We start from the raw sequence: 21,875 nt of genomic DNA, 5'->3' as shown, positions 1-21,875 counted from the left end.
TGAGCCGATCCCGCTCCTTCTGGCTCATCTCGATCCGGTCTCCCTCCATCCGCTCTCCTTCCACCCGAAGGAAAGCGGACATTTCTATCCGCCGAAGACCGGACATTACTATTCGCGTATGACAGGTGCAGAACCGGCCCGGGCGAAGCCCTGACGGATGCGTGGCCGTCCCTCCCTCGGCAATCCTGCCGGGCACCGCCCCGGGGCGGGCGGCTGTTCCACACTTCTTCAACGGGCTGTTGGCCTCGGGCTGCGCCGCGGAGACTGTAAGTCATTATGCCGTAAGTGTTTAGACTGGCCGGCCGCCAGGGGTCGGCGCCTTGACTTGGCGGCCTCACTCGCGTACAATGGAGGGAGGCTTCCCGGTGGGGGCTGCGTGCGCCGCCCCGGCACCGGGAGGACGGCTCGGCCGCATCGGCTGCGCGTGACGGGGCGCAGCGCCGTCGACGGTGTGCCCGGACCTCAGCGCGGCGGAGGTTGTGGAACCTCCGACAGACCGACGCCCGCCTGTGCCGTGTGCCTGGTCGGGACGGCCCCTGTTCCACCACCTTCTCATCGGCCGTTCGGCTGATCGTACGGGCGCCGGCAAGCGCCGGGCGCGCGGGCCCGTGTCCGTTCCATAGACGATGGGGAAGACGCGACGATGGGGCAGACGCTTCAACTCGTGGGCCTGCAGTGGGGAGACGAGGGCAAGGGCAAGGTGATCGATGCCCTGGCCGGCCGCTTTGACGTTGTCATCCGCTTCCAGGGCGGGGCCAACGCCGGCCACACCGTGCAGATCGGGGAGCAGGAGTTCGTCCTGCACCTGGCGCCGACCGGCATCCTGCGCCCCCAGGCGCTCTCGATCCTCGGCAACGGCATGGTCATCGACCCGGCGGGCCTGATCCGGGAGATCGAGGGCCTGCGCGAGCAGGGCGTGAAGGTCGCCGAGAACCTGGTCATCAGCGACCGCGCCCACGTCGTGCTGCCGCATCACAAGCTGCTGGACCGGTTGCGCGAGAGCGCCCGGGCCGGCGGCCGCATCGGCACGACCGGCAGCGGCATCGGCCCCTGCTACGCCGACAAGGCGACGCGTGACGGCATCCGATTCTGCGACCTGATGGACCCCGCCGTCTTCCGCGAGCGCCTGGAGGCCCTGATGGCCATGCACAACCCCATCATCGAGCGGGTGCACGGCGCCGAGCCGATCGACTGTGATGCCGTCTGCAAGGAGTACTGCGCGTACGCCGAGGTGCTGCGGCCTCACGTGCGCGACACGGTGCCGATCATCCGGCAGGCGCTCGACGACGGCCGCAACATACTCCTGGAGGGCGCGCAGGGCAGCCTGCTGGACGTGGATTTCGGCACCTACCCGTTCGTGACCAGCAGCCCCGTCCTGACCGGCGCGCACACGGGCTCGGGCATCCCTGCCTCGCGCATCGATCACGTGCTCGGCCTGGCCAAGGCCTACTGCTCGCGGGTCGGGGCCGGTCCGTTCCCGACCGAACAGGACAACGAGGTCGGCGAGACGATCCGCCGCACCATCGGCCGGCTCGGCGGCCGCGAATTCGGCGCCACGACCGGCCGACAGCGCCGTTGCGGCTGGCTGGACGGTGTGGCCCTCCGCTACACGGCCCGGCTGGGTGCCGTCGACAGCCTGGCCGTCAGCGTGCTGGACGTCCTGGGCGCGTTCGAGACCATCAAGGTGTGCACCGCCTATCGGCTGAACGGGCAGACGCTGACCGAGTTCCCTTCGAGCGCCCAGACGCTCGCGCGCGTGGAGCCGGTCTACGAAGAGCTGGAAGGCTGGCGCTGCGACATCTCGGAGGCCCGCTCCTGGGGCGAACTCCCCCCGCAGGCGCGCGCCTACCTGGAGTTCATGGAGGAACTCGCCGGCGCCCCCGTCGAGTTCGTCTCCGTCGGTCCGAAGAGGACGCAGGTGATCGAGCGCAGGGTCCATGGTTGACCGTCCGGACAGACTTCCCGCCCACGTGGCCATCATGATGGACGGCAACGGCCGTTGGGCGCGCCGCCGGGGCCTGCCCCGCACCGAAGGGCACCGTGCGGGAAGCCGCAGCGCCCGCGCCGTCGCCGAGGCCTGCGTCGAGCTGGGCATCCCGGTGCTGACGCTCTTCGCCTTCAGCACCGAGAACTGGCGCCGGCCCCGCTCGGAGGTACGCTTCCTGATGGCCAACCTGCGCGGCTACCTGCGCGAGCACACCGCGGACCTCGTGGAGAACGGAATCCGCATGCGCGCCATCGGCGCCCTGGACGGCCTGCCCCGGATCGTGCGGCGAGAGCTGGCCCGTGCGGAGAACGCCACGCAGAAGGGCACCGCGCTGACGCTGGCCGTGGCCGTCAACTACGGCGCCCGGCGCGAGATCGCCGACGCCGTCCGGGCCATCGCCGCCAGGGTCCAGGCCGGGACGCTGGACCCGGACTCCATCGACGAAGACACCGTGGAGCAGCACCTCTACACGGCCGGACTGCCGGCCCCGGAGCTGCTGATCCGCACGGGCGGTGAGATGCGCCTGAGCAACTTCCTGCTCTGGCAGGCATCCTATGCCGAGCTGTACATCACCGAGACGCTGTGGCCGGACTTCGGCCGCGACGAATTCATCGAGGCGCTGCGAGAGTTCGCCCGGCGCGAGCGCCGGTTCGGCGGGCTCGGCGCCGACGCGCCCGAGACACAACCATGAACAGCACAATGTCTGACGCATGCCCGGCCCAGACGCACCTCGACACGCCGGCGAGCCCCCGGAGGCTCTCCATGCCCGCACGCACCGGGCTGGGACTGGCTGCCGGCCTGGCGGTCGTGATGATCCTGGTGCTCGACGCCGCCTGGCCGGCCGGCTTCGTCTACGCAGCCGTCTGCATGGCCGTGGCCGCCGTGGCCCTGTCCGAGCTGGCCGGCATGGCCGCCCGGGTGGGCGTGCCCGTGAACGCCCCGCTGCTGGTGCTCGCCGGCTCGGCCCTGTTCCTCCTTCAATGGGCCGGTTGGGCGGCGCCTGATACGTTCGGGGGGCCGTGGTTCGCCGCCGGCCTCGTGCCGGCCGTCGCGGTGGGCGCCGGGCTGGCCGAACACGTCCTGCGCGGCCGGATCCCCGGGGCGATCGAGAGCGTCGGCGTACTGGCGCTGGGCCTCATCTATGTGCCGCTGCTGCTGGGGTTTCTGACGGGTGTCCGCCTGCGATGGGGCGTGTCGGGGCTGTTCGCCGTGCTGGCCGTCTGCAAGTTCGGCTCCTCGGGCGCCTACTTCTTCGGCTCGTGGCTCGGCCGCCGCAAGCTGGCGCCGGTCGTCAGCCCGGGCAAGACGGTCCTCGGCGCGTTCGCCGAGGTGGGCACGGGCATGCTGGTGGCCCTCCTCCTGTCCCTCTCGCCCCTGGCCGTGCTGGCGCCGGGCCCGTCGCTGGCGTTCGGGATGCTGGTGTCCGGAGCGGCGATCGTGGGCGACCTGGCCGCCTCGCTTCTGAAGCGTCAGGCCGGGCTCAAGGACTCCAGCCCCATCCTGCCGGGCATCGGCGGCATGTTGGACATGATCGACGGCCTGCTGTTTGCGGCTCCCGTGGCTTACTTCGTGCTCGCGGTGTGCGGTGCGGGCGGATAGGGGAGAGCGGGAAGTGCAGCGAACGATACAGGTGGGCGGGCAGTATGAGGTGATCCGGCTGTTCGGCCCGCGGGACCGGCATCTGAAGCGCCTGCGCGACGCCTTCGACGTGTCCGTCGTCGCGCGTGGGGAGCAGGTGCGCGTGGAGGGCCCGGACGAGAGCGTGCGCCGGTGCGAGGCCGCCCTTCTGGCCATGGAGGACGAGCTGAACCGCGGAGCCCCGATCACCGAGGGCCTGGTCGATCGCCTCATCCGCCAGCAGCAGGCCGGCCCGACCGCCGCAGCCGCCCCGGGCGAGGAGCGCCCCTCCGCCGAGGCCGAGCCGTGGCCCGGCACCATCCCCAAGACGCCCGGGCAGGCCGCCTACGTGCGCGCCATGCTCGGCAGCGACGTCGTCTTCTGCATCGGCCCGGCCGGCACGGGCAAGACCTACCTGGCCGTCGCCGTGGCCCTGAACCTGCTGAGAGCCGGCCGCCTGAACCGCCTCGTGCTCTGCCGACCCGCCGTGGAGGCCGGCGAGAGCCTCGGCTTCCTGCCCGGCGACATCCAGGCCAAGGTCAACCCCTACCTGCGCCCCCTCTACGACGCCCTGCACGACCTGATGGACGTCCGGCGCGTGCGGCGCTACCTCGACAGCGACATCATCGAAGTCGTCCCACTGGCCTTCGTGCGCGGCCGCACGCTCGACAACGCCTTCATCATCCTGGATGAGGCCCAGAACTGCACCGTGGGCCAGATGAAGACCTTCCTGACGCGCCTGGGCCAGCACGCGCACCTCGTCGTCACGGGCGACATCACGCAGATCGACCTGCCCCCCGGCGAACGCAGCGGGCTCGTGGACGCGCAGGACCGCCTGCGCGACATCCCCGGCATCCGCTTCGTCTGGCTCGACGAGAGGGACATCGTCCGCCACCGGCTCGTCCGGCTGATCCTGAACGCCTACAACCAGGGACTGCCGCCGCCGGCGGACACCGGGCAGGGAGGCGGCCATGCGACCGGATAGCAGACAGACCAACGGAACCGCGCGCGCCAAGGGAAAGGGCCCGGAGGCCCCGCGCCCGCGCGTGCGGCTGGCGGCCCTTCTGCGGGGTCTCGGCTTCCTCCTGTTCACCGCCGCCCTCTACTCCATCCTCATCGCAGGCCAGACGCCCCTGGACGTCCGCCTGGGAGAGCCCGCACCCCGCGACTACAGGGCCCGGGCGCCGTTCGTCCATCTGAACAGGGAGCGGACGCGCGCCGCACGCCTGGCCGCACGGCGTGCCCAGCCGCCCGTGTTCCGCTCAGCCCCGCGGCGCTGGAGCGGAGGCGTGGAGGCCCTGCAGGAGGGACTGCAGACAGGCCCCGACGCCCTGGTCTGGCAGAGACTGCCCGAGGAGGGCTTCGACCGGGCCGCATTCCTGGAACTCGCTGCCGGGCTCGCGGCGCGGCCGGACGTGCTCACGGCGGCCCTGGAGCGGATGGCCGCCGGCCATTGGGCCCGCCCGGGCGACCTCGGCCACGAGTTGATGATGGAGACGACGGCGCCTCACGTTGTCCTGCGCGCCCCGGAGGGCGGAGAGACGCTGCTCCCCCGCGAGGCCCTGAACGCCCTGGAGGGCGGCTCTCCGGCGTTCCGGGAGGCCCTGGCGCCGATCCTGGCCGACCTGCCCGAGGCCCAGGCGGACCTCCTGGCGGCCGGAATCGCCCACGCCCTGCACCCAAACCGGGAACTCGACGTGGAGCGGTCCATGGAAGCCGGCGACAGGGCCGCCGCCGAGTTGCCCCCCGCCACGGAGACCATCGAGGCCGGACGCCTCATGCTGGCCCAGGGCAGCGAGGTCACCCGCCAGCACATCGACGACCTGACCCGTGAGCGCGCCAACTACTGGGCGGGGCGGACCGGACGCCGCGTGAGCCTGCAGAGGCGCATCGGCGTGGCCGTCATGCTGCTGATCCTCCTGCTGGCGTCCGTGCTGTATGCCGAGCGCTTCGAGGAACAGCTCCTGAGCCGGGCCAAGCAGCTGGTGGCCCTGGTCGTGCTGACGCTCGGGCTGGTCGCCGTGGCGCGGCTGGCCGTCCTGTGGAGCGTCTCCCCCCTGTGGGTGCCGATCCCCCTGCTGGTGATGATCATGTGCCTGGTCTACGACCAGCGGTTCGGCCTGGGTGCGGGGCTGTTCTATGCCCTGCTGGCCCGGCTGGCCTGTCCGGGCGCCCACCTGGAGTTCATCGTGCTGCTGCTGGGCGGGGTGCTCACGGCGCTGTTCGCCGGCCAGGTGCGCACGCGCAGCACGCTGATCAAGGCGGGGCTGATGGCCGGGCTGGTGCAGCTCGCCGCCGTCTGGGGCCTGGGCCTGATGGCGGTGCTGGACGGGCCGCTGGTGCCGCTCCGGTTCTGGCAGTCGCCGCTTCTGAACGCCTCGCTGGTGGCCCTGGCCAACGGCGTGGCCTCCGGCTTCCTGGTCAGCGGCCTCCTGCCGGCCATCGAGCGCCTCTTCGGCGTCACCACGGACATCCGCCTGCTGGAATGGAGCGACCCGAGCCAGCCCCTGCTCCAGCGCCTCCTGCTGGACGCCCCGGGCTCCTACCACCACAGCATGGTGGTGGGCAGCCTGGCCTCGGAGGCCGCCGAAGCCATCGGCGCCAACCCCCTCCTGGCCCGCGTCAGCGCCTACTTCCACGACGTGGGCAAGCTGAAGAAGCCCGAATACTACGCCGAGAACATGCCCGAGGGCGGCCGCAACCCGCACGACGAACTCTCGCCCACCATGAGCAGCCTCATCATCACCGCCCATCCGAAAGACGGCTCCGAGATGGCCCAGCAGTACGGCGTCCCGCCCGTCGTCCGCGACATCATCCTCCAGTCCCACGGCTCCACCCTGCTGAAGTTCTTCTGGAAGAAGGCCCAGAAGGCGAACGGAGAGATGGACGAGATGGAGGAAGGGCACTTCCGCTACCGGCTCCCGAAGCCGGCCTGCAAGGAAGCGGCCATCGTGATGCTCGCCGACGCGGTGGAGAGCGCCGCCCGCTCGCTGGATTCGCCCTCGCTTCACCAGCTTCAGAACCTGGTTCACAGCATCGTCCTGGACCGCCTGCACGACGGGCAGCTCGATGAGTCCGGCCTGACCATCACCGACCTGAAGCGCCTGGAGGACTGCCTGGTGCGCGGCCTGACCGCCGTCTTCCACAACCGCGTCAGCTACCCCGGACAGGAGGCGCAGACGCGCGGCCCGGCCGACGACAAAACCCCGGCGACGGCCCGCAACGGCGCCGACGCCCCACGCAATGGCAACGGACATTAGCGACAGACAGAACGCGATGAGATGCCCCCGGGCCGCCATCCGCAGGGCGGTGGCCGCGGCCATGCGCCGCGCCGGCCGGCGGGCCGACCTGAGCATCGTGCTGGTCGACGATGCCGAGATGGCCGCGCTCAACGAACGCTATCTGAACCATGCCGGCCCGACCGACGTGCTGGCCTTCCCCTACGAGGCCGACGAGGACCGCGTCTGCGGCGAGATCGTCCTGAACGCCCAGCGTGCCGCCGCCGAGGCCGCGGGCCGCCGTCACTCGGCCGAGGGCGAACTGATGCTCTACCTCGTGCACGGCCTCCTGCATCTGCTCGGCTGCGACGACGCCCGACCGGCCCAGCGCCGGGAGATGCGCCGACGCGAGGCCGAACTGCTGGCCGAGGTCGGCTACGACGTGGACTTCTGACCCCCAGACAGGGAGATACCACCCGTGTTCGGAGGCGCCGAACTGCCGATCCTCTGGGCCGCCATCTTCGTGGCCGCCCTGGCCGATGCCGCCATCCGCTTCGTGTCTCTGGCCCGTCTCGAAGAGGCCCTGGACAGCCGCACGGCCCGCGAACGCTACGCCCGCTACCTGGAGGGCGGGCGGGCCGCCTCGGCGCTCTGCGTCCTGATCCGTGCGGCCGCCACGGTGACGCTCGCCGCCCTGCTGGCCGTCCGCGCGCACACGGAGAACGGAACGGCGGCCCCGGCCGTCCTGGCGGCCATCGCCCTGGTGCTGCCGGCGGAGTTCGCCGCCCGGGCGATCGGGCGGCGCCTGGCCGCCCACGTGCTGCTGGCCCTGCTGCCGCCGCTCTACTGGCTCTCCTGGCCGCTGCGCGGCCTCGCAGACAGCCCCGAAGGCGAAACGGACGAGGAGCCCGAACCCGCCGTCGTCGAGGCCGCCAAGGAGGAGATCCGCGTGGCCATCGAGGACGGCACCCTGGAGGGCGCACTCGAGGCGGAACAGAAGGAGATGATCGAGGGCATCCTGAACTTCCGCGACGTCGACGTCGGCGAGATCATGACACCCCGCACGGACATGGAGTGCCTGCAGGCCGACCTGCCCCTGAGCGATGCCATCCGCAACCTCGCCACGCTGCACTACAGCCGCATACCCGTCTACGAAGGCACCCGGGACCGGATCATCGGCATCGCGCACGTGCGGGACCTGCTGACGGCCGCCATCGAGCCCGGCCAGGCCGATCGCCGGCTCCGCGATGTCGTGCGCGAACCCCTGTTCGTGCCCGAGACGAAGACCGTCCGCGCCCTCCTGGAGCAGTTCCAGCGCGAACACGTCCAGATCGCCATCGTACTGGACGAATACGGCGGCGTGGCCGGCCTGCTGACCGTCGAGGACATCATGGAGGAGATCGTCGGCGAGATCCAGGACGAATACGACCAGGAAGACCTCGAACGCCGCGTCGTGCCCCTGCCGTCCGGCGCCTACGAACTGGACGCCCGCATGCACATCGACGAGGTCAACGACCTGCTCGGCCTGGACATCCCCGAAGACGAAGACTACGACACCCTGGGCGGCTACGTGACGGCCGCGGTCGCGCGCGTGCCCGCACCGGATGAGGAGATCCGGACCGACGGCATCCTGGTGCGCGTGCTCGAGGCGGACGCACGCCGCGTGCGCCGCGTGCACATCGAGCGCCTGCCGCCGCCGGACGGCGCATGAGCGGCGGCGGCGGCGGCCCCGCGCGTCCCGGCCCGCAACCCGTGAAAGGCCCGGCACCTGGCACACTACCATCACACCGAAGGCATCTGCCTGCGCCGGGTCGACTACAGCAACACCAGCCAGGTGGCCGCCTTCCTGACCCCCGACGCCGGACGGCTCTCCGTGATGGCCAGGGGCGTCACGCGCGCCCCGCGCCGGGGCGTGCGCACGGCCCTGGACCTGCTGAGCCGCTACGAGATCGTCTACACGACGCGCCGCAGCGGCACCCTGCACAACCTGACCTACCGCTGGCTGCGCGAACGCCCCTACGAGCCCGGCGGCGGCCTCGAGGGCCTGCTCTGCAGCTACTACGCCGCCGAGCTGGTCCTGAACTTCGTCCCGGACGACGCCCCCTGTCCCGACCTCTATGCCGCGCTCCTGCGCGCCCTGCGGGGCTTCCGCTCGGGCGAGCGTCTCGGGGTGGGCGTGCTGCTGCTGGAGCTGGCCGTGCTCCGGGAGCACGGCACCTGCCCGACCTTCGACGCCTGCGCCGAGTGCGGGCGCGCCCTGCCGGGGCGGGGCCCCGTCGTGTTCAGCAGTGCCGCCGGCGGCCCCCTCTGCCCCCGGTGCGGCGAGGGCCGCGGCAGCGGCCGGGCCACCACAACGCGGGCGGACCTGCTGCGCACGCTCACGGCGCTCAGCGCCGCCGAACCGGGACCGTCCGCGCAACCCCCCGCGCTGCCGGCAGGCAGCACGCTGGCCATGAGCGCCCTGCTGCGGTTCCACATGCGCGACCTCCTGGGCCGCGAGCTGAGGCTCTGGAAGTACCTGGAGGGCCGCCGGCTCAGCCGGTCCCTCCGGCAGGTGCGCGGCACGGCCGCGCCCGGCACGGACCGGTGACGCGGCCGGCCGCAGGCCGGGGCGTTGTGCTTGCAGATGCCCTGCCGAGCCGGATAAGGTGAGACAAGCCTTGACATTGGCGCGATGGCCCGTATAATGCCGGTTGCTTCTTGGGAACGGGAGTGTTGTTGCAAGTATCAGGGAAGGGGCGGATTCTCTGTCTGCGCACACGAGATGACGGCATTCGCGTACTTGGGGGCGGCCCCGGGTACCGTGATTCATATTGTACGAGGGACGTGCGGTCGCGAAATCAGAGCAGAGTCATTCTCCGATCAGTCATGAGATCTTGAGGCGAAAGATGATCAGCTCCGGTGGGCGGGCAGGCAGAGAGAATCGGCAGGACCGTCGGCTTTCCCTGGAACTCGAGGCCCTGGAGAGCCGGATCATGCTCTCCAACCCGGTCATCGCGTTCCTGGCCGATACCCCGGATCCTGTGCACCAGGGAGGCGACCTCACGCTGACCGCGTACAACGTGATCGACGGCGACGGCGACCCGATCACCGGCGTGCAGTTCTACCGCAGCACGGATGCCGTCCTGGATGGAGGCGACACGAACCTCGGCGCCGGAGTCCAGGTGGCCGCCTACAACTGGGCCTGGACGGGCATTGCCGACTGGAACACGGGCGGATGGCATTACTTCGCCGTCGCCACGAATGACATCATGGAAGCGAGCACCCCGGCGATGGCCGTCGGCACGGTGAACGCCCTCCCCGTAGTCGGCTCCCTGAGCGGCAGCCCGGAACCGGTCACGCTTGGCGACACGCTGACCCTCACCGCCGGCGGCGTCTATGACCCCGACGGCTCCGTCACGCGGGTCGACTTCTTCCGCGACGCCAACGGCGACGGTGTCTACGACGGCGGCGACCTCTTCCTCGGCTCGGACACCGACGCGGCCGGCGGCTGGTCGCTCAGCACACTGGTCACGTGGACCACGGGAGGCTACTTCGCCCGCGCGCGCGACAACAGCGGCGGCTGGGGCGACTACACCTACGGGACGGTCAACCAGAAGCCAACGGTCGTCGCCCTGACCAACAACCCCAACCCCGCCGTGCCCGGCCAGCCCGTCACCTTCACCGCCAGCGGGGTGTCCGATCCCGGCGGAAGCATCGCCAACGTCGCCTTCTACCGCGACGTCTACAACAGCGGCTACTACGACCCCGGCATCGACATCCTGATGGGCTACGGCACCGACATGGGCGGCGGCGACTGGTCGCTGACCGTGCTCGTGGACTGGGACCCCGACATCAGCCCCGTCTACTTCGCCATCGCCACCGACAATGCGGGCGCGGAGAGCATCCCCGTCTGGACGCTCAACCAGAACCCCCACATCGACGATCTGGAGCCCGGCGCCAGCCCGATCCACCTCGGCGACGAGTTCTCGCTCATCGCCAACGGCGTCATGGACTCCGACGGCAACGTCGAGTGGGTCACCTTCAGCGTCCATGCCCCGAACACCTACTGGCCGTACCAGGACTCCCCGACCGACTGGGGCTCCGACTACAACTCGACCGGCGGCTGGCGATGGGACATGGGCGTGGTTGACTGGGAGATCACCTCCCAGGTGAAGGCCGACTTCAACGCTGACGGCCACGTGGATATCGCCGTCACGGTGGACGTGACCGGCACGGGCGGAATCGACTTCGTCTCGGTGCTCTTCAACGACGGCGCCGGCAACTTCTACACCACCTCCGTCGTCGACCTCTATGACCCGGAGATCGGCGCCAACTACAACCCGAAGGACATGGTCGTCGGCGACTTCAACGGCGACGGCGCGCCCGACCTGGCCCTGGCGGCCTTCGGCGATCCGGCCGCAGGCTCCGGACACCCGGATTACCGGCTGGCCCATGCCGTCGTGCTGCTGAACAGCGGGGCGGGCTACTTCACATCCCACACGGACTACGACGTCGACTACAATGGACCGGCCGACCCCTCGCCCATCCATCCCGACTCCCTGGCCACGGGCGACTACAACGGCGACGGATTCCTGGACCTGATCCTCGCCAGCTCCGTGCACAGCGAGATACCCGTCCTGGTCGGCGACGGCACGGGCGCCTTCACACTCGACCGCATCTACACGTACGGCGACTACCCCAACTACCCCGGGGACCGTCCGGCGGTGTTTCAGGGAATCCAGGACATCCTGTCCACACAGATCGACTACGAGTCCGGCGACGACATCGCCATGGTCGGCCCGAACGGGCCGGTCTTCCTGTTTAACTGGCTCGCGGAAGACTACATCGACTACTTCGATCCCGGCAACGTCATCGGCCGCGCCATGGAGACCGGCATCCTGGGCGGGCTGGATGTCGACGAGGCGGTTGAGTACCGCTGGGCATACAAGACTTCATACAGGGCGGAACCGTCGGGGCCGCTCGGCACGCGGGGCGATGACTTCTACCCGCAGTGGATCCATGACGGCGACGTCGACTTCTACCGCCTCAGGAGCGCAGGCGCCAGGGAACTGACCATCACCACGACCCGCCTTGCTGAACCGGGAAACGACGCGGACAACCTGTATGTCTACGTCTTCGATTCAACCGGCAGCATCGTCGGTTTCCAGGAAATGAGTGGAGAGAACGGCGACGAGCTTGTCGTGGTTCTTGGGGCCGATCCCGACAGCTACTATGTCGCAGTCGCCGGACAGGAAATCGATGGGGCCGACCCCTTCACGGCCTACTCGATTGATGAGAACGAACCGCTCGATGGCGGCAATGACGTGGAGTACTTCCTGAGGATCGAGCTCGCCGCGGGCACCTTCGATGCCGACTACGCGACCCCGTTCGGTGCCGGGACATCCATCACGGCCGCCGATTTCATGGAGGACGACTACAACCGCAACTCCAATGAACGGATCGATACAGACCTTGCTATCTCGAATCCCCTGACGAACGAAGTGACGGTCTTGTTCGGGGACCGGCGGCTGTGGACCAGAAGCCGCGTCGGCTATGCCGGCTTCTTCACAGGCCTGGGCGACGCCGACACCCGCAGCGTGACCTACAACATCGGGCGGACGCCGGTGTACATCCTTGCTCACAACATCGACGCCGACCTGTTCCGCGACAGCCCGTCCAAGCCCGACTGGGACTGGGACCAGGGCAGCAGCGGTCAGTACGAAAATGAGTACTACGTTGACCTCGTCACCGTCAACACCGACGGCACTCTGAGCATCCTGCTCAACAACGCCGGCGACGCCGGGGAACTGGGCACCTGGCAGGTCTACCAGCATGAGTACCAGGACCCGGCCCGGCGATACCGGCCCGAGTTCGACGACGCAGACCTCAACTACTGGCTGTCCAACTACCAACTGCCCGGCCCACTGCTGAATCCGGTCGCCATCGTCGCCGGCGACTTCGATGGCGACGGCGTGCAGTCCTTTGTCGTCGCCGAGCAGCACAACCTCGCCTTCCTGCGGTCCGCCTATCCTTACCATCACAGTGACCCGCTGGACCTGACGCCCTACAGCGGCGAGATCCCGCAGATCGGCCTGCCGTTCGAGTTCCAGTCGCGCTACTCCATCCTGCCCGGCACACAGCGCCAGGTCACATACCACGCCACCGCGTTCGACAACCTCTGGGGCTGGCCCGACAACCTGCAGTACGAGGGCTACAGCACAGTTGTCTCGGCGATCGTGCCGTTGAACCAGCGCCCGACGGTCTGGCTCCTGACGGCCAACCGTGAGGAACTGACGGGCGCCGACGACGTGACCCTGACCGCCTACGGCGCGCAGGACATGGACGGGGCCGTCGCCTACGTCGAGTTCTACCGCGACGACGGCGACGGCGTGTTCGACGCGGCGACCGACACCCTGCTCGGCGTGGACATCAACGCCGCCGACGGCTGGATCTGGACCGGCCCGCTGGAGGACACAGGCGACGTCTTCTGGGCCCGCGCCTTCGACACCGACGGCGCCGACAGCGTGGCTGTGGGAACCATGGCCAACACGCGCCCCACGATCGGGGAAGTGCAGGTCAGTCACCCGGTCATCGACGAGGGCGATTACCTGACCCTGACGGCCGTGAACGTCGTGGGAGGCGCCAACAGCGGCAACCCGAACATCCGCCGCGTGCATTTCTACCGGGACATCAACGGGGACGGCGCGTTCAACCCCTACGTCGACTACTTCCTGGGCACGGGCACAAACACCGGAGGCGCCGACTGGGAGATCACGGTGCGCGTCAACTGGAGCCCGGGCGAACACACCTACTTCGCCGTGGCCCAGGACTTCTACGACGACTGGAGCCCGACCTCCGAGGTCGTGAACACGGTCAGCAACCTGCCGCCCGTCATCGACAGCCTGGCCGACTCCCCCGACCCCGTCACGCAGGGCGACTACATCACACTGAACGCCGTCGGGGTCGACGACCCGTACGGCGACGTCCATTCGGTCGCCTTCTACATCGACTCCGACACAAGCGGCGACGTCAGCGATGGAGACGTCCTGCTCGGCGTCGACACCAGCGCGGCGGGCGGCTGGCGATGGTCCGGCCCGGCAACATGGGCGCCCGGCGATTACCAGTACCTCGCCCTGGTCACCGACAACTACGAGGCCACGGCCACGGCCACGACCACCGGCAACGTCAACGCCCGTCCCGTCGTTGCCGCCCTCACCGACGTTCCGGACCCCGTTCCGCAGGGCACGGAACTCATCCTGACGGCCACCGGCGTGACCGACGACGGCACGATCGAGGAGGTCGTCTTCTACCGCGACTCGAACTCCAGCGGCGCGCTGGAGGTCGGCATCGACGACGTGCTGGAGCCGTCGTTCATCAAAGACCCGGTCAGCACAGGTGTCCCGGGCGAATGGTGGTGGCAAGGCCCGGCCGAATGGACCGTGGGCACCCACGTCTACTTCGTCCGCGCGCGGGACAACGACAACGGCTGGAGCTACGCCATCCAGACGACCGGCCGCGTCGAGAACGCACGGCCGACCATAGGCGGCCTGGTCCTGAACCCCAACCCGGTCACCCAGGGCGCCAACCTGGTCCTGACGGCCCAGAACGTGACGGACGCCGTCCCCGGGACCGTGCAGCGGGTCGAGTTCTACCGCGACGTCAACGACAACGGCATCCTCGACGCCGGCGTCGACCAGTTGCTCGGCACGGATTACACCGCCACGGGCAACGACTACTCCTTCACCCTCACCGTCAACTGGGCGCCCGGCGATCACACCTACTTCGCCCGCGCGCAGGATGACCTCGACGCGTGGAGCGATGCCGCCGTCGTCGATGGCCTCGTCAACGGCCGGCCGGCCATCGGCAGCCTGACGGCCGATCCGGCCCAGCTCATCCCGGGGCAGATGCTCAAGCTCACCGCCACCGACGTCGGCGACACGGACGGCGCCGTGGCGACCGTCGCCTTCTACCGCGACACGAACGGCAACGGCACCTATCAGGAAGGTCTGGACGCCCTGATCGGCTTCGGCACGCAGGTCGCCCCGGGCACCTGGGAACTGGAGTTTGCCGACCCCACGGCCGTCCGCGTCTTCTTTGCACGAGCACAGGACGACAGCGGTGGCTGGAGCGCAGCGGCCTCCGTCAACGTGCCCCGTCGCCCGACCATCGCCGGGCTGACGCTCTCTCCGGACCCCGTCCACTACGCCCAGAACCTCGTGCTGACGGCCACGACGGTAGCCGACATCGACGGATACGTCGACATGGTCGTGTTCTACCGTGACGCCAACGACGACGGCGTGCTGAACGAGGAGGAGGACGAGGTGCTCGGGATCGACACCTCGGAGATCGGCGGGTGGTCCCTGGCCATCCTGCCTACCTGGGAGCCTGGGGACCACACCTACTTCGCGCGCGCCCGGGACAACGAGGGCTACTGGAGCGATGAAGTCAACGCGCCCAGCACGACGGGCCACGTGGACATACCGCCCACCATCGGTAACCTGACCGGCGACCCGCTGCCGATCCCGGCCGACGATTGGTTCACCCTGATCGCCGAGGACGTCCAGGATGACGACGGCACCGTCGTGGAAGTCGAGTTCTACCGCGACGCCAATGGGAACGGCGAACTCGACCTGGGAGTCGATATCCTCCTCGGCCGCGATGACGATCCGAACTTGGGCTGGTCGTGGCAGTACAAGACGCCCACCTCGACCATGGGGGCACAAACCTTCCTGGCGCGGGCCCGGGACAACGACGGCGCCTGGAGCCAGGCCGTCGTGTTCTACGCCGGCCCGGAGATCCCGTCCGCACCGGACCTGCAGCCGGGCAGCGACTCCGGCGTCAGCGATTCGGACGACATCACCAACGCGCCCGTCCTCATCTTTAACGTCAACTCGTCGACAAACGAATTCCGCGTCTACCGCAGCGGCACCCTGGTCGGCACGGGCACCGGGACGACCTTCGCCGCCATCGGCGAGCCGGAAGGCACCTGGGACTACACGGTCACGGCCTGGGAGGGCGGATCGGAATCCGAGCACTCCGACGCGCTGACGGTCACCGTCGACCGCACGGCCCCGGTCGTCACCGACGGCAACATCACCGCGTGGCTGTCGTTCGACGACGGCATCATCGGTGTGGCCGACGCCGGCGACGTGCTGACCGTCACCTGGGACAACAGCCTCCTGGGCGACGCCAACACGGACGTGGCCAGCGTCTTCGTCGACCTCAGCGGATTCGGCGGCCCGGATGCCGTCGCGATGGTCGACAACGGCACCAACGGCGACGCCGTCGCGGGCGACGGCATCTACACCGCCCAGCTCACGATCGACACCGGCGTGGCCTTCAGCGGCATCGAGAGCTATGCCACGCCGGACGTGGCGGTGACGGTCACCGACATCGCCGGGAACCAGACGACCACCGTCGACCCCGGCAGCATCCCCGTCATCACCAAGCTGCTTGTCCTGCGCCAGTGGGGCAACGTGGTCGTGGCCGTCTACGACGTGGACGGCAACTCCAACGTGGACCCGGGCGACATCGAGGTGAGGCTCGGCAACGGCATCGAGATCAAGAGCATCACGATCGGCGGCGCGAACTCCGCCGACGGGCTCGGGATCGCCATCTCCGGCGCGTCCTACGTGAAGTCCATCAAGGACTCCCGGAAGGGCTTCGCCGATGACCTCGCCTTCATCGTCTCCGACGCGCCGATCGGCTCCATCAAGCTCAACTCCGGGATCGCTGGCTACGATGTCAACGGCCTGACGGTCGCCGACGTCGACGTCCCGGCCGATGCCGACGCCGATGGCGACACCAACGACGCAGTCGCCGTCTATAGCGAGAGCTTCATCGGCAAGGTCCAGACCGCACGAGGGATCAACGGCGATGTGGTGATCACCGGCCGGGACGGCCAGGGCTACTCGCTGAGCGGCCTGTCGACCAAGACCGGCGGCTACCACGGCGACATGGTCCTGGCCGGCAACGCCGGCAAGATCCAGCTCGCCGGCAACTTCGGCTCCAGCCTCCAGGCCGGCGGCTCGGTGGCCTCCTTCGAGTCCAAGACCGGCAACATGCTTTCGGGGTCCCGCGTGAACGTCGGCGGAGTCCTGTCCAAGCTCCGGTTCGGCGGCTCACTGCTCGGCCAGGCCGCCGAGGCCGACATGGTCCAGGTTTTCGCCCGCGACATCGGCCAGATCGACGTCAAGGGCAATGTGCAGCATGCACGCATCCTGGCCGGCGCCGATCTCGGCGCGGACTGGGCGATCGGCGGCACGGACGCCAACGCCGACACGTTCGGCGGGGGCAGCATCCAGAAGATCAAGATCGGCGGGAACGTCTCGTCCAGCACAATTGCCGCCGGCCTCGTCGCCGGCCCCGGCGACGAGTTCAACCTGAACTGGGCCGAGACCACCGGCGCATTCGTGGACGGCTCCGTGATCGGGAAGGTCGATATCAAGGGCTGGCTCGACGGCCCGGCGCCGTTCACAGGCATCGGCGCCTGGCGGGTCGAGAAGTTCAAGATCAACGGCGCCAGCATCCACCCGCTCGTCTTCTCGGAGGTCTGAGCGGACGGCTCCTGCCGGCCCTGAAGACAAGGGGCTCGCCGGAAGGCGGGCCCCTTTTTCGTCCACCGTGCAGTCGCACCGCCCCTGTTCAGTCCGCCGGCTCCTGTTCGGAGGCGCCGTCGGCATAGCCCAGGTCGCGGAGCCGCGCCATCACGCGCTCCTCTTCGGCCGCATCCATGCGCACCCCGGCCTGGCGGTCCGTCCCCAGGCGTTCGATCCGTCCGCGCAGGTCGGCCGTGACCTCCGGCAGGAGGGTCGCGAGGTTCCGCCGCTCGCCCGGATCGCTCTGCAGGTCGTACAGTTCCGGCTCGAACCCCTGGCGATAGGGTGCGTAGATGTACTTGTAGCGGTTGTCCACCCGCAGGCCCGCCAGCCAGTCATCCTTGTTCGGCCGCGTCGTCCCCACCGCCTCCAGGTAGGCGTCCCGGTGCCGGCCCTGCCCCTCGCGCACGATCGCCATCAGCCCCTCGCCGGCAATGCCGTCGGGGACGGCCGCGCCGGCCGCCTCGGCCAGGGTTGGCAGCACGTCGACGTGGCGCACCTGAAGGTCGCTGCGGCCCGCCGGCATCAGGCCGGGGCACCAGAAGATGAGGGGCACGCGGACCAGTTCGTCGTAGAGCGAGTGGCCGTGCCCGTCGCGGTAGCCCCGGAGGGCGTGTGAGATGTGCTTGTGGGTCAGCCCGTGCTTCAGCGCGACGCGGTAGAGCTTCCGCCGCAACCGCCCGATGCGCCTGTGGAGCGGGTTCCGCGCGATCTCCTCGCCGTGGTCGCCCGTCAGCACAACCAGCGTCCGCTCCGGCAGGCACCCGAGCAGCCGGGCCAGGTAAACGTCGATGCTGGAGAGGGCGCGCGCGTACTCGGTGCGGCCGTGCCGCGCGTTGTCGCATTCCGGCAGCACGTGGCGCCGTCTGTGCAGGGCCCAGACGTGAAGGAGCAGGAACCAGGGCTGCGGCAGCCCGGCGATCCGCCCCAGGAGTTCCCGCCCCCATTCCTGATGGACGTCCTCCTTCCGGGTCCGCAGGTCGTAGTGCTCGAACCCCCGATCCAGGCCGACCTCGGGCCCCAGGGGCCCACACACTTCCGCATGCGTAAAGTACCCGCACCCCCGCAGGACCTCCGGCAGCGTGACGACCTCGGGGCTCAGTCGATGGCCGGAGTGGCTGCGCACGCCGGTCTCGTAGGGATACCGCCCCGTCAGTATGCCGGCGAAGGAGGGCGTGGTCGTCGTCGAACCGGCAATGGCGCTCGTGAACGCGAAACCCTCGCCACAGAGGCGATCGATGGTCGGGATGCGGGCCAGCCCGAGCGTGTGGACGAAATCGGACCGCAGGCAGTCGATGACGAGCAGCAGAATATTCGGGTGCACCTTCACGATGGGCTCCTCATGGGGGATGGCAGCCGCCCGCCCGGCAGAGCACCGCAGACGCCGGCAGCGAAGTGAGGGCCTACTCGACGCCCAACGCCTTCAGCCGCTCCACCATGTCCTCTCGCGACATGGCGCCGACCTGCTGGGCCACCTGCTCGCCGGACGCATCGAAGAAGATCTGGGTCGGCGTGTACCGTATCTTCAGCCGCCAGGCCAGCTCAGGGTGGTCATCGACGTCGATGATCAGGATCTCCGCCCGCCCGCGGTACTCCTCGGCCAGGGCCTCCAGATCGGGCTTCATCCGCACGCAGGGCGGGCAGTGCTCCGCCCCAAACGACGCCAGCACGGGCCGGCCCAGCTTCAGAGCCTGGTCCAGGGGATTGTCGGCGGCCCGCGCCTTCTGCTCGGCCACCCACTCCTCGTTGTAGGTCACGGCCGCGCTCTCCCGCAGAGCGCCCGCATGGGCCTTCAGAGCCGCGCGCTGCTTCTCCATGGTCACGTAGGCGGTCAGGAACTCCTTGGCCTCCTCGAAGGTCGGCTCGCCGTCCATCTCGTCCTTGTGCTCCTCGTAGAACGCGCGGACGTCCTCCTCGGCCACCTCCACCTGGGACATGACCCTGGCCATGATGAAGTCCTGCACGGCCGCGTCGTCGTCCCGTGCAGGCGCCTCTCCGTCGGACGTCTTCCGGATTTCCTGGAGCAGCAGCTTGCGCACGATCAGGCCATCGAGGAACTCGATCTGGTCGCTCTTGAAGGCGGTGCGCGCGGGCTCCGGCAGGGCGGCCAGCGCGTCCGCCAGGTCGCCCGCCGTGATCGGTTCCCCGTTCACGGTCGCCAGCACCGTGTTGTCGCGCGCCGGGGCACCCGCCGGCGTCGCGGCCCCTCCCTCTGGCGCCTTGTCGCACCCGGGCGCGGAGGCCAGCACGGCCAGCATGACGACGGCGACCGGCACACAGAGCGCCCGGCTCAGCCGGCGGTGCAGGGGAGACCCGGAGAAGAAGTCCTTCGCAGCATTTCCTCTGGAATACATAACGCCTCGTTTCTACTTCGTGTCGTCCGGCGTCTCGGCTGCCGCCAGGACGCGTTCCAGGGCCCTTCGCACCCGGCCCTCGACGGGTTCCTTCCGGACCAGCACGAACAGGTCGCCGGCTGCGAATCCCTGGGCGGGAAACGGTTCGCCCCGGGATCTCTGGCCGGCGGCAAGCCGCGCGACCGCCGTCAGCGCCAGGTCGCGGTGGTCCCGTTCGTTGAGGACGTACAGTTCCACCTCCAGACCCGGGCCGGTCAGGCGCAGGCCTTCGGCGCCGATGGTGCCCAGCACGGCCGTCTCGCTCACGTCGTAGGCGAGACCTTCCCGACGAAGGGCCGCCGCTGCGTCACTGACGTCCGTTGTTGCCTCTTCGGTCCGGCCGCAGCCGTCGCCACCGACCACAAGCAGGCCCGCCACCAGCACTGCCAGGAGCCGAACACCCGCCGCACGCACTTCCACTGCTCGTCCTCCGTACCTCTGTCCATCATAGCCGCCCGGCCGCAGGGCCGCAATGAACGCCCGGGCGCCGTGCGTACAGCACAAGGCGGCGCCGGGGGGGGACCCAGGCGCCGCCTCTGCGCAGCATCGGCCTCAGCCCTTCAGTTCGTCGCGGTTGTCCCACAGCTTGTGCAGGACGGCCAGCGCCTGGTCCGCGAACTGCGGGTTCAGCAGCGTGTGCGCGCCGAACGTCAGGTGCTCGTGGTGCGCGACGTATTCCGCCTTCGGGCAGCGCACTTTGTTGTACCGCACGACGCGTCCGTGTCCCTTCTCGCCCTCGGCCACCGGCCAGCCGGTGGCGTCGTAGGCGCACTTGGCGAACACGGGCAGCTCGTAGACGGTCGTGGCGTAGCCGCAGCCGATGCGGAGGCCTTCTGCGCCGAACGCGCGCCGGAACGTCTCCCGGTCGACGCCCCATGCCTTCTCATCGTAGCGGAAGACGCTGAAGTAGTAGCCGCGCCGCGTCACGCGCCGGTCCTGCTTCAGCGGTTTGATGCCGGGGATGTCAGCAAGCCCTTCAATGATCCTGGCCTCGGTGGCCATGCGCTGCTCGACCTGCGCGGGCAGCTTCTCGAGCTGCGTGCGCAGGATGGCGCCCTGCAGCTCGGACAGGCGCAGGTTCGGCCCGACGGTCTCGTGCTCGTACTTCTCGGCGGACAGCCCTCGCCCGATGTGGTGGTAGGCCCAGCAGGCTTCGTAGACGTCCTTGCGCTTCGTGACGATGGCGCCGCCTTCGCCGCTGGTCAGGGCCTTCGAGCCCTGGAAGCTGAACGTCCCGACGTCGCCGATCGAGCCGGCGCCGCGCTTGTTCCACTGTGTGCCCTGCGCGTGCGCGCAGTCCTCGAGCACGAACAGGTTGTGCTTCTTCGCCAGCTTCATGATCCGCGTCATGTCGCAGGGGTAGCCGCCGTAGTGCACCAGGGCGATGCCCCGCGTGCGCTTGGTGATCTTGCGCTCGATGTCTTCCGGGTCGATCTGGCAGGTCTCCGGAATCACGTCGGCGAACACGGGAATGCCCCGTGCCATCAGGACGCCGGACGCCGTGGCGACGAAGGTGATGGCGGGCACGATCACCTCTTCGCCCGGGCGAAGCCCCAGCCCGGCCAGTGCGCACTCGATCGCCACCGTGCCGTTGTTGACGGCCAGGCAGTGCTTGACGCCCTGGAAGGCGGCGAACTCCTGCTCGAAAGCGGTCACCTCGCTGTCCTCGACGCCCAGGCGGCACCAACCGCCGCGGCCGGCGCGAACAACCTCCGCAACGTGCTGGACGTCACGCTCGTCCACGATTGGCCACTTCGTGTACGCAGGCTCCTTGATGCACGGCTCGCCGCCGTGGATCGCCAGTTTGGCCATCGTCGGCCTCCCCTTCTTGAGATCCCCTTCGTTGCCGCCCCAGCCGCCCCGGACCAACCGGGTACAGAGTGCCGCGGCGCACCAGAGACGAAGCCCCGGTAGGTTACGCCCGCCGCCTGGCGCTGTCAAGGCAAACGCGCTCTGACCCGTCCCCAGTTTCACTGGACGTTCTCCAGGGCAGGCGTGATGCGCAGACGGTTCAGCCCTGGCGGCACTCCGTGTTGCCGCAGCCATTCCAGCCCTTCCCGGAATACGCTCAGAGCCCCGC

At 69.3% G+C, this 21,875-nt stretch carries 13 protein-coding genes; 9 read left to right on the top strand and 4 right to left on the bottom strand.

Going from position 1 to position 21,875, the window contains the following annotated elements; genetic code table 11:
• Nucleotides 1-643: 643 nt before the first annotated feature.
• The 9 genes from GXY85_10710 to GXY85_10670 all read left to right on the top strand — a co-directional run bounded on the left by GXY85_10710 (nt 644) and on the right by GXY85_10670 (nt 17,360).
• The gene (locus tag GXY85_10710; GenBank protein ID NLW51290.1) at nt 644-1,945 is read left to right on the top strand and encodes an adenylosuccinate synthase; all 1,302 of its coding nucleotides are present in this window, start codon (nt 644-646) and stop codon (nt 1,943-1,945) included.
• Nucleotides 1,938-2,678, top strand: a complete 741-nt coding sequence (locus GXY85_10705; GenBank protein ID NLW51289.1) for an isoprenyl transferase — start codon at nt 1,938-1,940, stop codon at nt 2,676-2,678. Before GXY85_10710 ends, GXY85_10705 begins: the two co-directional genes overlap by 8 nt.
• A 71-nt stretch (nt 2,679-2,749) precedes the next feature.
• Entirely contained in the window at nt 2,750-3,586 is an 837-nt protein-coding gene (locus GXY85_10700; GenBank protein NLW51288.1) for a phosphatidate cytidylyltransferase, read from the top strand.
• A gap of 25 nt (nt 3,587-3,611) precedes the next feature.
• Nucleotides 3,612-4,589 (top strand): PhoH family protein, encoded by a 978-nt coding sequence (locus tag GXY85_10695; GenBank protein NLW51287.1) that lies wholly within the window; start codon nt 3,612-3,614, stop codon nt 4,587-4,589.
• Nucleotides 4,576-6,864, top strand: a complete 2,289-nt coding sequence (locus GXY85_10690; protein NLW51286.1) for an HDIG domain-containing protein — start codon at nt 4,576-4,578, stop codon at nt 6,862-6,864. The genes GXY85_10695 and GXY85_10690 overlap by 14 nt, the downstream gene beginning before the upstream one ends.
• A gap of 16 nt (nt 6,865-6,880) precedes the next feature.
• The gene (gene ybeY, locus GXY85_10685; GenBank protein ID NLW51285.1) at nt 6,881-7,276 is read left to right on the top strand and encodes an rRNA maturation RNase YbeY; all 396 of its coding nucleotides are present in this window, start codon (nt 6,881-6,883) and stop codon (nt 7,274-7,276) included.
• A gap of 24 nt (nt 7,277-7,300) precedes the next feature.
• Nucleotides 7,301-8,533 (top strand): HlyC/CorC family transporter, encoded by a 1,233-nt coding sequence (locus GXY85_10680; GenBank protein NLW51284.1) that lies wholly within the window; start codon nt 7,301-7,303, stop codon nt 8,531-8,533.
• A gap of 57 nt (nt 8,534-8,590) precedes the next feature.
• Nucleotides 8,591-9,412 carry a DNA repair protein RecO gene (gene recO / locus GXY85_10675; protein NLW51283.1) on the top strand — a complete coding sequence of 274 codons (822 nt, stop codon included), beginning with the start codon at nt 8,591-8,593 and terminating at the stop codon, nt 9,410-9,412.
• 298 nt (nt 9,413-9,710) lie between these two features.
• The gene (locus GXY85_10670) at nt 9,711-17,360 is read left to right on the top strand and encodes a hypothetical protein (protein NLW51282.1); all 7,650 of its coding nucleotides are present in this window, start codon (nt 9,711-9,713) and stop codon (nt 17,358-17,360) included.
• An 88-nt stretch (nt 17,361-17,448) separates the two neighbouring features.
• On the opposite strand, the gene GXY85_10665 is transcribed toward GXY85_10670, so the two are convergent.
• From GXY85_10665 to GXY85_10650, 4 genes are all read right to left on the bottom strand, one after another.
• Nucleotides 17,449-18,732 carry a sulfatase-like hydrolase/transferase gene (locus GXY85_10665; GenBank protein NLW51281.1) on the bottom strand — a complete coding sequence of 428 codons (1,284 nt, stop codon included), beginning with the start codon at nt 18,730-18,732 and terminating at the stop codon, nt 17,449-17,451.
• Between the two features lie 73 nt (nt 18,733-18,805).
• On the bottom strand, nt 18,806-19,756 hold the full coding sequence (locus GXY85_10660) for a thioredoxin fold domain-containing protein (GenBank protein NLW51280.1): 951 nt from the start codon (nt 19,754-19,756) through the stop codon (nt 18,806-18,808).
• Between the two features lie 12 nt (nt 19,757-19,768).
• Nucleotides 19,769-20,215: a hypothetical protein gene (locus tag GXY85_10655; GenBank protein ID NLW51279.1), complete on the bottom strand. Its 447-nt coding sequence runs from the start codon at nt 20,213-20,215 to the stop codon at nt 19,769-19,771.
• A 132-nt stretch (nt 20,216-20,347) separates the two neighbouring features.
• On the bottom strand, nt 20,348-21,607 hold the full coding sequence (locus GXY85_10650) for a DegT/DnrJ/EryC1/StrS family aminotransferase (protein ID NLW51278.1): 1,260 nt from the start codon (nt 21,605-21,607) through the stop codon (nt 20,348-20,350).
• Nucleotides 21,608-21,875: the final 268 nt, after the last annotated feature.

It is taken from the genome of Candidatus Brocadiaceae bacterium, from assembly GCA_012728835.1.
GTDB lineage: Bacteria > Planctomycetota > Brocadiia > SM23-32 > SM23-32 > JAAYEJ01.
The sequence above is the reverse complement of the archived record's forward strand: the minus strand, read 5'-3'. Positions and strand labels throughout refer to the sequence as shown.

Bases quoted from the DNA above. Each gene is read 5' to 3' on its own strand.
- GXY85_10710 (NLW51290.1), top strand. From the start codon at position 644: ATGGGGCAGACGCTTCAACTCGTGGGCCTGCAGTGGGGAGACGAGGGC.
- GXY85_10705 (NLW51289.1), top strand. From the start codon at position 1,938: ATGGTTGACCGTCCGGACAGACTTCCCGCCCACGTGGCCATCATGATG.
- GXY85_10700 (NLW51288.1), top strand. From the start codon at position 2,750: ATGCCCGCACGCACCGGGCTGGGACTGGCTGCCGGCCTGGCGGTCGTG.
- GXY85_10690 (NLW51286.1), top strand. From the start codon at position 4,576: ATGCGACCGGATAGCAGACAGACCAACGGAACCGCGCGCGCCAAGGGA.
- ybeY (NLW51285.1), top strand. From the start codon at position 6,881: ATGAGATGCCCCCGGGCCGCCATCCGCAGGGCGGTGGCCGCGGCCATG.
- GXY85_10670 (NLW51282.1), top strand. From the start codon at position 9,711: ATGATCAGCTCCGGTGGGCGGGCAGGCAGAGAGAATCGGCAGGACCGT.
- GXY85_10660 (NLW51280.1), bottom strand. From the start codon at position 19,756: ATGTATTCCAGAGGAAATGCTGCGAAGGACTTCTTCTCCGGGTCTCCC.
- GXY85_10650 (NLW51278.1), bottom strand. From the start codon at position 21,607: ATGGCCAAACTGGCGATCCACGGCGGCGAGCCGTGCATCAAGGAGCCT.